We start from the raw sequence: 15,808 nt of genomic DNA on the forward strand, positions 1-15,808 counted from the left end.
TTCTTTAGATCAATCAAAATGCTATGCTTCACAAGTAACTCAAACAGGTCACCCGTGTGCGGAGGCTCAATACCTTACTTGTCGAAGAGGGAAACATGCTGTCCTTTCTATTTCGTTCTATTTCCCTTGGACTCGTTTCAGCGGCGCTTATTCTTCTCGCATTCCCGAGCTTAAGACCAGCGATTGTTGCTGACGTCACTAGCCCTAAAGTTGATAATATTGGCTCTCTTCAGATTTCATTTAACCAAGCAGTTCGCCGCGCGGCACCCGCTGTGGTTAACATTTATAGCCGCAAATACGCTGAAAGTGATCGTAACAAACTGCTCACTCAAGGTTTGGGCTCTGGGGTGATTGTTAGCGAGAAAGGCTACATCATTACCAACTTCCATGTTGTGGCTCAAGCAGACCAAATAGTTGTGGCGCTTCAAGATGGCCGAGTAGCAGCTGCGCAACTTGTCGGTTCAGACAAGCGCACCGATATCGCGATACTTAGAGTCAGCGGTGACAACCTACCGGTGATCCCACTCAACCCTAATTACAAAGCCAATGTCGGTGATGTAGTACTGGCTATCGGTAACCCATATAACCTAGGTCAAACAACAACCTTTGGTATCATCTCTGCAACCGGCCGCTCTTCGATCAGTGCCGATGGTCATCAAGCCTTTATTCAGACCGACGCGGCAATCAATGAAGGTAATTCAGGTGGCGCGTTGGTTAACTCGCAAGGTGAGCTAGTCGGTATCAATACCGCTTCTTTCCAACAAGCTACCGACATGGAAACCTATGGGATCTCATTTGCTATCCCCTATCCACTTGCGAATAAAATCATGGAGAAGATCATCGCCGATGGCCGTGTAATTCGTGGTTATATCGGTATCGATGGGCAAGACATCAACTCTGTCACCTCACGCATGTTGGGTACTAAGAATATAGGTGGGATTGTTGTGTTAGGTATCGATCCAAATGGCCCTGCAGCGGATGCCGGTTTTGAAGCTCAAGACATTATTGTCAGCATCAACAATAACCAGGTAAATGGTCGTCAGAGTGTGATGGATACTGTTACTGATTTGCGTCCAGGTACCGTGATTGATGTAGGCATCTTACGCCAAGGTGAAAACAAAACCCTCAAAGTAACGATTGCTGAAGATACTCGCCTGTAGAGTAAACTCTGTAAGCAGTGATTCAAGCTGCCAATACACAAATACAAAAAACCCAGCTCACAGGCTGGGTTTTCTTTTATCTAAAGATTGTATCAGGTATCTCTACGATTCACTTGGCTCTTCGATATCGATGCGAGTCACTCGCTGTAAACCTCTTGGTAGTAGGCCACCACGGCGACCACGTTCACCACGGAAGTTTTCAAGATCTGCTGGTTTCAAGCCAAGTTTCCGTTTACCTGCATAGATAGTCAGCGTCGCATTCTCTGGGATAGCCATCAAGTGCGAGACAAACTCTTCACGCTCTTTTGCTTTCGCAGAAGGGATATTGATGATCTTGTTGCCTTTACCCTTGCTCAACTGAGGTAGGTCTTTAATAGGGAACAACAACATACGGCCTTGGTTAGTAATCGCCAGAATCTGGTTACTGTCCAAGTCAGCAATAGGGCTTGGCATCATCACCTCAGAAGCTTGTGGCAAGTTAACCAACGCTTTACCGCTCTTGTTCTTAGACAGCAGATCGCTACCCTTACAAACAAAGCCATAACCAGCATCAGAACCGACTAACCATAATTGCTCATTCTCTCCCATCACCACTTGGCGAATAGAAGTACCAGGGCTGACGTTCAAGCGGCCTGTAATTGGCTCACCTTGGCTACGTGCCGACGGTAATGAATGAGATTCAAGGGAGTAGCTTCGGCCATCACTGCCGAGGAACACCGCTTGCTGGTTACTCTTACCCTTAGCACTCGCTAAGAATTTATCACCTGATTTGTAGTTCAAGCCTTCAGCATCAACCTCATGCCCTTTAGCATGACGAATCCAACCTTTCTCAGACAACACAACCGTAATTGGTTCGCTTGGTACTAAGTCGCGCTCTGTTAGCGCTTTCGCTTCAGCACGCTCAATCAGAGGTGAACGACGATCATCACCGTATTTATCCGCATCTGCTTGGATTTCTTTCTTGATCAGCGTATTCAAGCGACGCTCTGAACCGAGTAGCTTTTCAAGCTTTTCACGTTCAGCTTCAAGCTCTTCTTGTTCCGCTCGGATTTTAAACTCTTCTAACTTAGCTAAGTTGCGAAGTTTAATATCAAGAATCGCATTGGCTTGAATTTCAGAAATATTGAAACGGCTCATCAATACAGGACATGGTTCGTCTTCTGTACGAATGATCTCAATCACTTCATCGATATTAAGATAAGCAGCAAGCAAGCCTTCTAAGATGTGCAAACGTGCCAATACTTTATCTAAACGATACTGCAAACGACGACGAACTGTTGTGCGACGGAACTCAATCCACTCTTTCAGGATCTGAACTAAGCCTTTAACTTGAGGACGGTTATCTAAACCAATCATGTTCAAGTTAACGCGGAAGTTTTTCTCTAGATCCGTCGACGCGAACAGGTGACTCATCAATTGATCACAGTCGATACGATTTGAACGAGGAACGACAACGATACGCGTTGGGTTCTCATGATCAGATTCATCACGCAAGTCGTCAACCATTGGCAGCTTCTTAGCGCGCATCTGGTTCGCGATTTGCTCAAGTAACTTCGCACCTGACACTTGATGAGGTAAAGCCGTGATAACAATATCAGAGCCTTCCTTGTGCCAAACCGCGCGCATCTTGATGCTGCCACGTCCAGTACGGTAGATCTTTTCGATGTCCGATTTCGGAGAGATAATCTCAGCTTCTGTCGGATAATCTGGACCTTGAATGAAACTCATCACATCTGAAAGCTCAGACTTAGGCGTATCAATTAGGTGAATGGCTGCATTAGCGACTTCACGCACGTTGTGTGGTGGAATATCGGTCGCCATACCTACCGCGATACCAGTGATACCGTTAAGTAGGATATGAGGCAGACGAGCAGGCAACATTTGAGGCTCTTTCATCGTGCCATCAAAGTTTGGTTGCCAGTCAACAGTGCCTTGACCTAGTTCACCTAGAAGAACCTCAGCAAACTTAGATAATTTCGCTTCGGTATAACGCATCGCAGCGAACGATTTCGGGTCATCCGGAGCACCCCAGTTACCTTGACCATCGACCAATGGGTAACGGTAAGAGAAAGGCTGCGCCATCAATACCATCGCTTCGTAACAAGCAGAGTCACCGTGTGGGTGATACTTACCTAATACGTCACCAACGGTACGTGCTGATTTTTTGTATTTCGATGCAGCCGATAAGCCTAGCTCAGACATCGCGTAGATAATACGACGCTGTACTGGCTTCAAGCCATCACCGATATACGGCAATGCACGATCCATGATCACGTACATTGAGTAATTTAAGTAGGCATCTTCGGTGAACTTGCGCATTGGCAGCTGTTCAACGCCATCATATGTAATTTCGTTAGACATCCATTATACCTCGGCCATATCACCGTTAGTCTGTAGCCATGTACGGCGATCATCTGCACGTTTCTTACCAAGCAGCATGTCCATCATCTCGTTGGTCGCTTCGCTGTCATCAATCGTTAACTGCACAAGGCGACGAGTGTTTGGATCCATGGTGGTTTCACGCAACTGAAGTGGGTTCATTTCACCCAGACCTTTGAATCGTTGCACGTTGATCTTGGCTTTCTTCTGCGATAGTCGCTCAAGCACACCGTCTTTCTCTGCGTCATCAAGTGCGTAGAACACTTCTTTACCGCAATCGATACGATACAGAGGAGGCATTGCCACATAGATATGACCCGCTTCAACTAATGCATGGAAATGGCGAGTAAACAAAGCACATAGCAGTGTCGCGATATGAAGACCATCCGAGTCCGCATCGGCAAGAATACAGATTTTACCGTAACGCAGGCCTGATAAATCATCGTTGTCCGGGTCGATACCCAGAGCCACCGAGATGTCGTGCACTTCTTGCGAAGCCAATACTTGGTCTGCTGACACTTCCCATGTATTTAAAATCTTACCGCGAAGTGGCATCACCGCTTGGAACTCACGGTCACGTGCTTGTTTAGCGGAACCACCCGCCGAGTCCCCTTCCACGAAGAAGATTTCGGTACGGCTTAAGTCTTGAACTGAACAGTCCGTTAGCTTACCTGGCAAAGCTGGACCTGAAGCGATTTTCTTACGCACAACCTTTTTGCTTGCGCGCATACGGCGGTGGGCATTCGCAATACAAGCTTCTGCTAACTGCTCTGCCAGTTGTGGTTTTTCGTTCAACCACAAGCTAAATGCATCTTTAACCACACCAGAAACAAACGCAGCGGTTTGACGCGAAGACAAGCGCTCTTTTGTTTGACCAGCAAACTGCGGATCTTGCATCTTCACCGATAATACGTAAGAACAACGGTCAAAGATGTCATCACCCGTTAGCTTAACGCCGCGTGGTAACAAGTTACGGAATTCACAGAACTCACGCATTGCATCAAGCAGACCTTGGCGAAGACCGTTTACGTGTGTACCACCTTGTTTAGTCGGTACTAAGTTCACGTAACTCTCGGTAATCATATCACCGCCTTCTGGCTGCCAGATGATCGCCCAGTTCGCCATTTCTGTTTCAGCTACGAATTCGCCAACATACGGTTCTTCAGGCAGTAAGGTGTAACCTTTCACGCCTTCGGCAAGGTAGTCTTTTAGACCATCTTCATAGAACCATTTATGCTCTTCGCCACCGACTTTGTCGATAAAGGTAATTTCTAAACCTGGGCAAAGCACTGCTTTTGCACGTAGGTTGTTAATCAGACGCAGTGTCGAAAATTTAGGGCTATCGAAATACTTAGGATCAGGCCAAAAATGTACAGATGTACCACTGTTACGATGGCCACAAGTGCCCGTTACAGTCAGTTCTGTTACAGCATGACCACCTTCAAGTGCGATCTCATGAACCTGACCTTCTCGGCGTACGGTCACTTCAACACGTTTTGACAGTGCGTTTACAACCGAGATACCTACACCGTGCAGACCACCTGAGAACTTGTAGTTGTTGTTCGAGAATTTACCGCCAGAGTGGAGCTTAGTTAAAATCAGCTCAACACCTGAGATCCCTTTTTCAGGGTGAATATCGACAGGCATACCACGGCCGTCATCGGTAACTTCTAACGATTGGTCTGCATGAAGCACAACTTTGATCTTCTTAGCGTGTCCCGCTAGTGCTTCATCGACCGAGTTATCAATGACTTCTTGGGCAAGGTGGTTAGGTCTTTCTGTCTCGGTATACATTCCCGGGCGGTGTCGCACAGGATCGAGACCTTCAAGTACCTCGAGGTCTTTTGCATTATATTGTTCAGTCATAATACGGAGTTTACTCAAAAAGTTTGCGTCAGTTCGCTGGCTCCAGTTTCACTAAAGCAGAATCATTACTATGAACCGTCATAGTAGAGCGAACGAGCGAAGTATTGGGGAATATAGTCTGGAAGCTGAGTAATGATGTCAAGCTAGTTCAAAAACTAAGACATCAAACTATGATATTTCACCATTGATAGATGAAATAACAGGCAAACAAGAGAAAATCACTTAGTTGGTGGAACAGATTAGATATTTAGAAAGGTGATGATTTGTTGTGGGTAGCGTTCAAAATCAACAAAGCTATGATCCCCCCCCTCTTCTACTGTCTGTGTTGCACCTTGGTACTTCTCTACCGCTTGTCGGTAATCCAGAACTTCATCTTCCGTTTGCTGAAGTAACCAGAAATCACTCGGCTTAGTGATAACCGGAACCTCTAACGCCTTCAGTTCATCGATATGCTTTGTTTCCAGTACATATCGCTCATCAGTGTATGGGTTTACTTGTTCACCTAAATAGTCAGCAAGAAGCTCAAATGGCTTTACTGCTGGGTTTACAACCACAGCTTTAAAACCATAGTGACTATTCAGCCATGTTGAAAGATAGCCACCCAATGAGCTACCCACCAACGCTATCTGATATTGCTCTTTATATTGCTCCACCAACTGCTGTAAATGCAGAGCTGCTTGCTGAGGAAAGCTCGGCAGTTGAGGGGTAACGACTTTAATATCAGAGCGATACTTAGCACAATAATCTGCCATCACGTTCGCTTTATGAGAACGTGATGAACTGTTGAAACCGTGAATATAGAGGAGCAGTGATGGCTTAGTGGTTTGCAGTTCAGAACCAGACATTAATAGACTCCTACATCAATAATCAACAGCATTAATAACCAGCCGCTTCAAAATCAGGCAAGAACTGCCCATCAGGCAAACGACGAACTTTCGTGCTGACCGTTCCGTCTTGATGCAGTTCAATCTCTCTCCAGCCCGGAGACAAAGTGTCTACCGCGAAGTCATCTGAGTTAGGTTTGAATTGCACACAAGTCGACGGTGTTGCCATGACTTGTACACCATGATGATCTCGGTTCATATCTTGATGAACGTGGCCACACAGTACCGCTTTAACATTGGTGTGCTGTTGAACCACATCCCAAAATTGGTCTGCGTCTTTTAGGTTATGTTGATCCAACCATGCACTGCCAACCAATAACGGGTGGTGGTGCAATAGAACCAATGTATTACGTTCAGGGAATTCCGTCAGCTTTTGTTCTAACAGATCAAGCTGTTGATCGCTGAGGCGACCATGAGGCACACCCACCACTTGCGAATCCAGCATCACCATCTGCCAGCTATCGCCTAGCAAGACATGCTCAACGCACTGTATTTGGGTTGATGGTAAAACACTGCCCATATTAGGCTTAAAGTCATGGTTTCCTGGCAGCCAATAACATGGCTTTTCCAAAGGCTGAATCCCTGACTCAAATTTCTGGTACGACTCTGCACTGTGATCTTGAGAGATATCACCGGTTGCTAAAATCGCTTGATAGTCAAAGCCCTGGCTAACAATGCCACCGACTACAGCACGAAAGCTATCTTGAGTGTTGATGCTTAATAAGCTGCCATTGCTCGGCGCAAATAAATGCGTGTCCGTTAGCTGCACAAGCTTAATAGTGCTCTCATCAAATTTTGAAGTGTGTGATAATTCCAAAATAACAAATCCAGATACGTTACTGTTTAGACTTTAAAAGTGTTGTTCAATAAGCTCAATTAAAAGGCAATTGGAGTTCGGCTGATACCCGTTTTTAAACAAAACGTTAACCATTCCCCAAGAAATTTATTCAATTGAAATTTCTCGTCCTTTTGCAGAAGCTTAGTGTTGGGATAGTCATATTTAGCTTTGACTCGTGAAAAATCCCCGCTAGCGCACACTTCTGCAACTCGAGCATCGTGATATAGCCTGACAGACATTTTTGGCAAAGGAAACACTGGCATCGCGTCACTCTGACATATGTCTATTAAAGTGGTGTATTTTGTGACCTCATTCACTGTCAATTGATACACCATATTAACGGCTTGGTAACAGCGAACGTCACCAACCTCATGCCCAACCGGTAACAAAGCGTTAAGCTTGGCATAGTTAGTCTCGTAAACTCGCATCAACTCAGCAAGATCAACATGATACGGTTTTTTGACCGCTATATTTGGCATGACGTTAATCTATCCACTCTGACTGTAATTCTTGGTAGTTCAATTGTAGCCACTGTAGCGCAATGATTGTGGCGCCATTTTCAAACACACCATCTGTTACCAACTGATAAGCGGCCTCGCGAGTCATCACTTGTACCCTAATGTCTTCACCTTCGTAATCCAATCCATGCACCCCTTTAGCTGTCGTTGCATCAACACAGCCAACAAAGACGTCGAGCTTTTCCGAGCAACCGCCAGATGAAGGGTAATACGAAGTAATAGGTAATACAGATCCGACTTCGACTCCAGCTTCTTCCATCGCTTCACGACGGGCAACATCTTGTGGTGACTCGTCAGTATCGATAATCCCGGCAACAATCTCATATTGCCATGGGTTTTCATGCTCTAGAGCACCGACACGGATCTGTTCGACGATCACAACTTCATCACGAACAGGATCATAAGGTAGCAAAGCGGCAGCATGACCACGCTCAAACATTTCACGTTCTATTGGTTGGCTCCAGCCCCCCTCAAACAATCTATGTTTAAATGTGTACTTAACCATTTTAAAAAAACCACGAAACAGCGTCTCTTTTGAGACTATTTCCACATCTTGCGGAGTAAACTCATGTCGTTGATTGTCAGACTGTTGCATTTGGCACCTCACTAAGTGATCTTTATAGTTTACTCATTGTCCGAGTTAACTACCAAGGATAAGGTTCAACTTTTTATACAAAACTTATAATTAAAGTTAAGTTTTAAAAAATAAATATTGCACAAGTGGACAGTTAATTGTAAAAAAGTGCAAAGTTTCGAGTAAATTACCACCAAACTGGGTTAAACTCTTTTAAAGAAAAATTCTATTAAAGGCAGGAATAGGAAAATGAAAAAACTGCTTCCACTATTTATCAGTGCAGCAATTGGCAGCCTGAGTTCATCAGCTTTTGCTGATACGCTAGCTGAAGTTTACGACCAAGCAAAACAGAACGATCCACAACTTCTTCGTTCAGCAGCGCAGCGCGATGCCGCTTTTGAAGCAGTAACGTCAAGCCGTAGTGATTTGCTACCACAAATTAACCTAACAGCGAACTACGACATTAACCGTGGTGACAGAGATACTTCAGGTCAAGGTAGCTCAAGTATCGATAACAACACTTGGGGAGCAGCTATCGGCTTCACTCAAGAGCTTTATCAACGTTCTTCATGGATCACGCTCGATACAGCAGAAAAAAGTGCTCGTCAGGCTGATTCAGCATACGCGGCAGAGCAACAAGCTTTGATCCTGCGTGTAGCAACCGCATACTTCGAAGTACTTCGATCTCAAGATAACCTAGAATTTGTTCGTGCCGAAAAAGCAGCAGTTGCTCGTCAACTAGAACAAACAAAACAACGTTTTGAAGTAGGTCTTTCAGCAATCACCGATGTACATGATGCACAAGCTCAGTACGATGGCGTTTTGGCAGACGAAGTCTTAGCAGAAAACACTCTGATTAATAACTATGAAGGTCTACGTGAGATCACAGGTCAAGAACACTCTAACCTAAGCATCCTAGATACTGACCGTTTCTCTGCAAGCAAATCTTCCGAGTCGGCTGTTGCACTTGTTGAACAGGCTGAGCAGAAGAACCTTAGCCTACTTGCAGCGCGTATCTCTCAAGACGTAGCAAAAGATAACATCTCACTAGCAAGCTCTGGTCACTTACCAAGCCTGACATTAGATGGTAGCTACTCTCTTGCAGATCAATCAAACAGCTCTCAAGATTATGACCAAGACAACCTAAACCTAGGCTTGAACTTAGTTGTACCTCTATACACAGGTGGCAACACTACTTCTTTGACTCGACAGGCTGAATACAACTACGTTGCGGCAAGTGAAGACTTAGAAGCAACCTACCGAAGCGTTGTAAAAGACGTACGTGCATTCAACAACAACATCACAGCTTCAATCGGTGCTCTACGCGCTTACGAACAGTCTGTAGTTTCTGCTCAGTCTGCTTTAGAAGCAACTGAAGCCGGCTTTGATGTAGGCACTCGTACTATCGTTGACGTATTAGATTCGACTCGTCGTCTATACGACGCGAACAAGAACCTTTCAGATGCTCGTTACAACTACATCCTAAGTGTACTTCAGCTTCGTCAAGCGGTTGGTACTCTAAGCGAACAAGATATTGTTGATGTAAACGCAGGTCTAAAAGTCGCAAGTAAGTAATTCTAAATTACACTAGCTACAGCTACAAAAATGCCGCTCATTGAGCGGCATTTTTATTATCTATTCAAAGCGAGATTTACTGCCTAGCTAAAAGCTTAGCACCAAAAGACTAGAAACTAGCCTCGACCACCCTTAATCGCTTTAATAATTTCAGTCGTAGAGCAGCCATCTTCAAAGTTAAGTACTTTCACTTCACCGCCAGCTGCAATTACTTCCGCACCACCAGCAATATCTTCAGGTTTGTAGTCACCACCTTTCACAAGAATGCTTGGTAAAACCTCAGAGATCAACCGTTGAGGTGTGTCTTCAGAAAACGGCACAACCCAATCAACTGCACCTAAGCCAGCCAATACCGCCATACGGCGATCGGTTGGGTTCACAGGGCGACCAGGGCCTTTCAAGCGCTTAACAGACTCGTCAGTATTAACGGCAACGATCAAGCGGTCACCTAGCTCAGCTGCGTGGTTCATGTAAGAAACATGGCCGGCATGCAGAATATCAAAGCAGCCATTGGTCATAACGACCTTCTCACCTTTCGCCCGAGCACGTTTCACTGCTTCAACCAGTGCCGCTTCCGAGATCACACCATAATCTGTGTCTTGGCTGCCGTGAATCGCTTCCGCTAACTCAATCGTAGACAGTGTAGATGTACCAAGCTTACCAACTACCACGCCAGCAGCCGCATTCGCTAATGCACACGATTCATCAAGTGGTTTCCCCGCAGCAACAGAAGCCGCCAGAACTGAGATAACCGTATCTCCAGCACCCGTCACGTCGTACACTTCTTTCGCTTGAGTCGGTAAATGGAATGGTGCCTGACCTTTACGTAGTAACGTCATACCGTTCTCACTGCGAGTCACCAATAAAGCTTCAAAGTCATACTTCTCGATCAAGGCAATACCCTTCTCGATAAGATCTTCTTCTGACTTAACTTTACCTGTAACTAGCTCAAACTCTGCCATATTTGGTGTAAGTAATGTCGCACCACGGTAGCGCTCTAAATCCGCGCCTTTTGGATCGATGAATACTGGAACATTTGATGCGCGTGCTTTTTGAATGAAGCTCTGTACATGCTCTAATGCACCCTTCGCATAATCTGACAAGATAACCGAGCGGACATTTGGCAGTGCTTGCTCCATGCGAGACAGAATAAGCTCTGGATTGGTGTTTTCAAATTTGTCTTCAAAATCAAGACGAATCAACTGCTGACCACGGCTCATAACTCGTAGTTTTGTGATGGTTGGATAGTCTTCTAACTCAACAAAATCACACTTAACCTTCAGCGCACCCAAAGTGTTTTTCAACACCTCGGCTGGCTCATCTTTACCTGTTAAACCAACAACATGAGCATGACCGCCAAGCGAGGCAATATTCATTGCTACGTTAGCAGCACCACCAGGGCGCTCCTCGTTATTTTCTACTTTTACCACAGGCACTGGCGCTTCTGGTGAAATACGGCCAGTTGGACCATACCAGTAACGATCAAGCATGACGTCACCGACAATAAGAACACCTGATTGGCTGTAGTCAGGTAGAATTGGTTTCATTGTTGAGCTCCAAAAATCGAATCTGGCTAGAGTCTAGCACACTGATTACAGTGGCTAAACCTTAGAAAAATGAGTAAAGCCTACCTCGATAGGCACTGTGACAGCTAAGCGAAAGACAAGCTACGCTTCCATCCACTGCTTCCATGCTTGAACAACATGTTCTCTTTCCATTTCAAACTTTTCAATCGCCACATCCGCATCAAGATTGAGTAGATTACGGTGGTGGATTTCATCTCTTAACGTTGTATAAGCATGGGTTAATGCCACCCCTTGTTGCTCGTCCATAATCCCTTGTGACAACAGGCTTTCAAAGATTCTGACATTGTCACACCAACGAGTAAGCTTTGGCTTCTCATTACTGTATCGAAGGACTAAATATTGCGCCAAGAATTCAATATCGGTAATGCCACCAGCATCCTGCTTTAGCATGAATCGATCGGCTTTTTTACCGCCAAGGTGATCACGCATTTTTTCTCGCATATCCACCACAGCTTTTTTCAACGTTGCTTCATCACGTGGCAAACACAACACCTCATGACGTGTTTTGTTGAATGCGGAAGCCAATTGCTCATCACCGTAGATCATACGAGCTCGAGTCAGTGCTTGATGCTCCCATGTCCATGCATCCTTGTGTTGATACTCATCAAAGGCATCGGTTGGACTCACCAACAGGCCAGATGCACCAGAAGGGCGTAAACGAGTGTCAACTTCATACAGAATGCCGGAAGCGGTTCTAGTCGAGAAAATATGAATAATACGCTGCGCTAATCTTAAGTAGAATTGGCGTCCATCGATCTCTTTCTTACCATCAGTATAGATATGTACCGGGCAGTCATGCATAAACACAATATCGAGATCGGAATTATAACCAAGCTCCCAACCGCCCACTTTGCCATAACCGACAACAGCAAAACCACGACCTTCACGATCTTTAAGATGTGTCGGCTCACCAAACTTTGCTGACACCTGTAACCAAGCCTGGTTAACTCCGGCTTCAACAATGGCTTCCGCTAAGTAGGTCAAATGATCACTAACCTTCATGACAGGTAGAGCACCCGCAATATCCGCAGCTGCGATCCTCAAAATACAAGTCTGCTTAAACTGACGCAGACCTTCCATCTGTTGCTCCATATCGTCTTCAGGAATACGAGCAAGATAATCGCGTAATTCTGTCTTGTAAGACTCGAGCGGCACTGGATTATAGAGCTGCTGAGGATCGATAAGTTCATCTAACAGAATTGGGTAACGTCCAAGCTGTTCTGAGATCATCGGGCTCGCGGTACACAAGCGAACAAGTTGAGTCAATGCAGCAGGGTGCTCATCGAGCAACTCTAGATAAGTGGTACGTGTGACGATTTTATGCAGTAGATGCAATACACGTGATAAGCCAAACTCAGCGTCTTTAGCGGTATACAAGGCCTGAAAGACTTTCGGCATCAGTCGATTAAGAACTTCACGTCCACGCGGGCCAAGAGTTTTCTTAGCGATATCCGCTTTAAATTGAATGATAGTTTTCGCCGCTTCTGGTGGGTTGGCGATAGCAACATCATGCTCCAATACATGCTCGATAACATCCGGCTTATGGGCCATATCCCACAACTCGCTGAAGTGACTCGCGATTGGGTTAGCATCTTCTTCATCAACCCCAATCAGCTCTTCGAACACACTATGTACATTGGTCATATGGGCGCGAGTTGCAGTAATCAAACTCTCCCAATCAGTGAATTGCATTGCGACAGCGAGTTGCAACTGTTCGAATTCACCATCAGGTAAGGTTTGAGTTTGCTTATCAGCCATCGCTTGTAATAGGTTCTCAAGACGACGCAGAAACAGGTAAGCCTCGCGTAAATGCCTTACCTCTTGGGACTCTAGCAGATGAAGAGACTCAATCGCACTTAACGTTTCCAATAGACCTCTACCACGAAGGCTAGGTTCACGCCCACCACGAATCAATTGGAAAACTTGCGCAATAAACTCCACTTCACGAATACCACCAGAGCCAAGTTTGATGTTATTTGAGAGGCCACGACGGCGAACTTCACTGCTGATCATCGACTTCATACGACGCAAAGATTGAATCGCACTGAAATCAATATAACGACGGAAAACAAACGGGCGTAACATTTGGCGAAGCTCTTGATACTCAGGATACATTTCGCTGCCCATCACTCGCGCTTTGACCATCGCGTAGCGTTCCCAATCACGACCTTGTTCTTGGTAATAATCTTCAAGTGCCGCATAGCTCATCACAAGTGGACCACTCTCACCAAATGGACGTAAACGCATGTCGACTCGATAACAGAATCCATCAAAGGTTTGCTGGTCAAGTGCCTTGATAATACGTTGCCCCAAGCGTGTGAAAAATTGTGCGTTGGCGATACTGCGTCTTGCACCCTGGGTTTCGCCATTCTCAGGATAGGTAAAAATCAGGTCAATATCAGAAGAGAAATTGAGCTCACCACCCCCTAGCTTGCCCATACCAATGATCAGCATCGGTTGTGCTTCACCTTGTTCATTACAAGGTGTACCCCACTCTTTACAACAAATATCGTACTGCCATTGATAGGTCTCGAAGATCATCGCCTCAGCCAACATCGATAGGTGGTTTAGGCTCTGCTCTAGCTCCCATGAGCCCATAAAATCACGCCAAGCAATATAGGTCATTTCTCGATTGCGAAATTGACGCAGCACGCGCTGACCGCTCATTTCATCGGTGCAGCCAGAAAGTAATTCAGCCAGTCGTTCTCGGTACCCTTCAGCACGTTCTTCGCATGCCAACATATTAGGTAAATCACCACATAAAACCGTATCACGCTGCAAGCAATCACTAATAAAACAGCTTAAACCGAGTACACGTTTAAGATCCTCAGTCAGTGGCTCAGGCCAAGTATTGATGGCTTCACTTTGATGCTCTAATAATTGCTCAAAAGCAGACTGTGAGTGAGTGACGATTTGAGAAGGCAATGGCATGTTTCTTCCTTGTATAAGCTGCGCGCTGAACAATCGGTTTATCGATTCAGTTCTTCAATAACGAGTTTTCATAACTAAAGATAAGTTATACCAAAGTTACGCCAATAAAAAACGCCCACATTAGCAATGTGGGCGTTTTATCGATTAACTTATCTGGTTGAGCTTACAACCTAGAAAAAGTCTCTGGGAATAAGCCTTTACGGATGAAGATTAGGTGCTAAGGACTAAACCTTAAATTGCTTAATCTTACCGTCGAGTTCTTGCGCGTTGCTCTCCATAAGCTGAGAGGTCTCTAACAGCTCACCAACAACCACAACTGAAGCTTCGACAAGTTCACGAACATTGGTCAGGTTGACACTCATCTCTTCTGCAACGCTGCTCTGTTGACCTGCAGCTGTCGCGATTTGGAAGTTCATGTCATTGATTTGGTTAACTTGGCTTACGATACCATCAAGCTCTGTGCCAGCATTAGTCACCAAATCAACGCCTTCAGCCGCTTCAACAACACTCTTCTCCATCAGCTCTACCGCAGAATTAGCACTGCTTTGTAGGTGACTGATCATGTCCTGAATCTCTACCGTCGCTTGTTGAGTACGCTGCGCAAGGTTACGAACCTCATCGGCAACAACCGCAAAGCCTCGACCCGCTTCACCTGCACGCGCCGCTTCGATCGCAGCGTTCAATGCTAAAAGGTTTGTCTGTTCTGAAATGCCTTGGATAGTACCAACCACACTACCAATTGAGTCAACGCGCTCTTCAACTTGGTTTACCGCTGCTGCAGATGCTGCGATATCTGAAGATAACTCACTCATCTTAGAAACTGAGCCTTGAACGAACTTCTGACCGGTCAATGCTTGGCCTGATGCCTGTTCCGTCAATGAAGAAGCGCTTTGTGCATGCTCGGCTACAGTTTGCACCGTAGAGGTCATCTCGCTCATTGCTGTCGCAAGCTGATCGATCTCATTGAACTCTTCTTGAGCTGACTCTTTGGTTTCAGACATGCTGATGGTCATCACTTCCGTCAGAGCAAACAGTTCATCAGAAGAGGCCACCTGAGTTTTGATCATGTCGTTCAGTTGGACACGAGTTTTTTCAAGTTCACGTGCCACATCGCCGTATTCATCTTTACAATCCATTTGAATCGGCACTGATAGGTTCTTATCGGCCATAGTTTTAATTGCGTCATTAAGGTATTGAGTCTGACGCAGCATAACGCGAGCCGCAGCTAATAGAAGAATCACAAACACAATGATCATCAAGGCTGTTTGCCAAGCCACTTGAACTAGGTAAGTCTCGTAATGCTGTTGTGCGACTTGCGCATTGTTGGTTACAGCAAGCAATGAATCGTAAAACGTACTTGCGTCCCAAAGCTGCTTCGAAATGATCAAGATAGTGCTGAATATCATCAGCATAATCATTTTCGGAACGAGACGAACGTCAGAGATTATCCTTTCCCACGGCTTGAATGACAGTTTAGTCATTGTCAGTTCTCCATTA

The 15,808-nt window shown here is 45.4% G+C and carries 11 protein-coding genes; 2 read left to right on the forward strand and 9 right to left on the reverse strand.

What is annotated here, in order from left to right; all coding sequences use genetic code 11:
• The first annotated feature begins 95 nt into the window (after positions 1 to 95).
• The gene (gene degS, locus L4C44_RS15420) at positions 96 to 1,160 is read left to right on the forward strand and encodes an outer membrane-stress sensor serine endopeptidase DegS (RefSeq protein ID WP_060983027.1); all 1,065 of its coding nucleotides are present in this window, start codon (positions 96 to 98) and stop codon (positions 1,158 to 1,160) included.
• A 102-nt stretch (positions 1,161 to 1,262) separates the two neighbouring features.
• On the opposite strand, the gene parC is transcribed toward degS, so the two are convergent.
• The 6 genes from parC to nudF all read right to left on the reverse strand — a co-directional run bounded on the left by parC (position 1,263) and on the right by nudF (position 8,240).
• The gene (gene parC, locus L4C44_RS15425) at positions 1,263 to 3,521 is read right to left on the reverse strand and encodes a DNA topoisomerase IV subunit A (protein ID WP_146490517.1); all 2,259 of its coding nucleotides are present in this window, start codon (positions 3,519 to 3,521) and stop codon (positions 1,263 to 1,265) included.
• Between the two features lie 3 nt (positions 3,522 to 3,524).
• Positions 3,525 to 5,405 (reverse strand): DNA topoisomerase IV subunit B, encoded by a 1,881-nt coding sequence (parE, locus tag L4C44_RS15430; RefSeq protein WP_017061428.1) that lies wholly within the window; start codon positions 5,403 to 5,405, stop codon positions 3,525 to 3,527.
• Positions 5,406 to 5,644: 239 nt separating this feature from the next.
• On the reverse strand, positions 5,645 to 6,250 hold the full coding sequence (gene yqiA, locus L4C44_RS15435; protein WP_146490516.1) for an esterase YqiA: 606 nt from the start codon (positions 6,248 to 6,250) through the stop codon (positions 5,645 to 5,647).
• A 31-nt stretch (positions 6,251 to 6,281) separates the two neighbouring features.
• Positions 6,282 to 7,106 carry a 3',5'-cyclic-AMP phosphodiesterase gene (gene cpdA / locus L4C44_RS15440; RefSeq protein ID WP_146490515.1) on the reverse strand — a complete coding sequence of 275 codons (825 nt, stop codon included), beginning with the start codon at positions 7,104 to 7,106 and terminating at the stop codon, positions 6,282 to 6,284.
• A gap of 59 nt (positions 7,107 to 7,165) precedes the next feature.
• The gene (locus L4C44_RS15445; RefSeq protein WP_008222561.1) at positions 7,166 to 7,606 is read right to left on the reverse strand and encodes a DUF1249 family protein; all 441 of its coding nucleotides are present in this window, start codon (positions 7,604 to 7,606) and stop codon (positions 7,166 to 7,168) included.
• 4 nt (positions 7,607 to 7,610) lie between these two features.
• On the reverse strand, positions 7,611 to 8,240 hold the full coding sequence (gene nudF, locus L4C44_RS15450; RefSeq protein WP_146490514.1) for an ADP-ribose diphosphatase: 630 nt from the start codon (positions 8,238 to 8,240) through the stop codon (positions 7,611 to 7,613).
• A 228-nt stretch (positions 8,241 to 8,468) separates the two neighbouring features.
• Between nudF and tolC the strand changes: the two genes are divergently transcribed.
• Positions 8,469 to 9,794: an outer membrane channel protein TolC gene (gene tolC, locus L4C44_RS15455; protein ID WP_060983021.1), complete on the forward strand. Its 1,326-nt coding sequence runs from the start codon at positions 8,469 to 8,471 to the stop codon at positions 9,792 to 9,794.
• A gap of 116 nt (positions 9,795 to 9,910) precedes the next feature.
• Here the strand turns inward: tolC and hldE are convergent, their stop codons facing one another.
• The 3 genes from hldE to L4C44_RS15470 form a co-directional block, all read right to left on the reverse strand.
• Positions 9,911 to 11,341 carry a bifunctional D-glycero-beta-D-manno-heptose-7-phosphate kinase/D-glycero-beta-D-manno-heptose 1-phosphate adenylyltransferase HldE gene (hldE, locus tag L4C44_RS15460; RefSeq protein WP_428805332.1) on the reverse strand — a complete coding sequence of 477 codons (1,431 nt, stop codon included), beginning with the start codon at positions 11,339 to 11,341 and terminating at the stop codon, positions 9,911 to 9,913.
• A gap of 120 nt (positions 11,342 to 11,461) precedes the next feature.
• Positions 11,462 to 14,311, reverse strand: coding sequence for a bifunctional [glutamate--ammonia ligase]-adenylyl-L-tyrosine phosphorylase/[glutamate--ammonia-ligase] adenylyltransferase (gene glnE / locus L4C44_RS15465; RefSeq protein WP_428805333.1), 2,850 nt, complete (start codon positions 14,309 to 14,311; stop codon positions 11,462 to 11,464).
• 224 nt (positions 14,312 to 14,535) lie between these two features.
• The gene (locus L4C44_RS15470) at positions 14,536 to 15,792 is read right to left on the reverse strand and encodes a methyl-accepting chemotaxis protein (RefSeq protein ID WP_146490511.1); all 1,257 of its coding nucleotides are present in this window, start codon (positions 15,790 to 15,792) and stop codon (positions 14,536 to 14,538) included.
• Positions 15,793 to 15,808 lie beyond the last annotated feature (16 nt).

The organism is Vibrio satsumensis, assembly GCF_050337435.1.
Lineage (GTDB): Bacteria > Pseudomonadota > Gammaproteobacteria > Enterobacterales > Vibrionaceae > Vibrio > Vibrio satsumensis.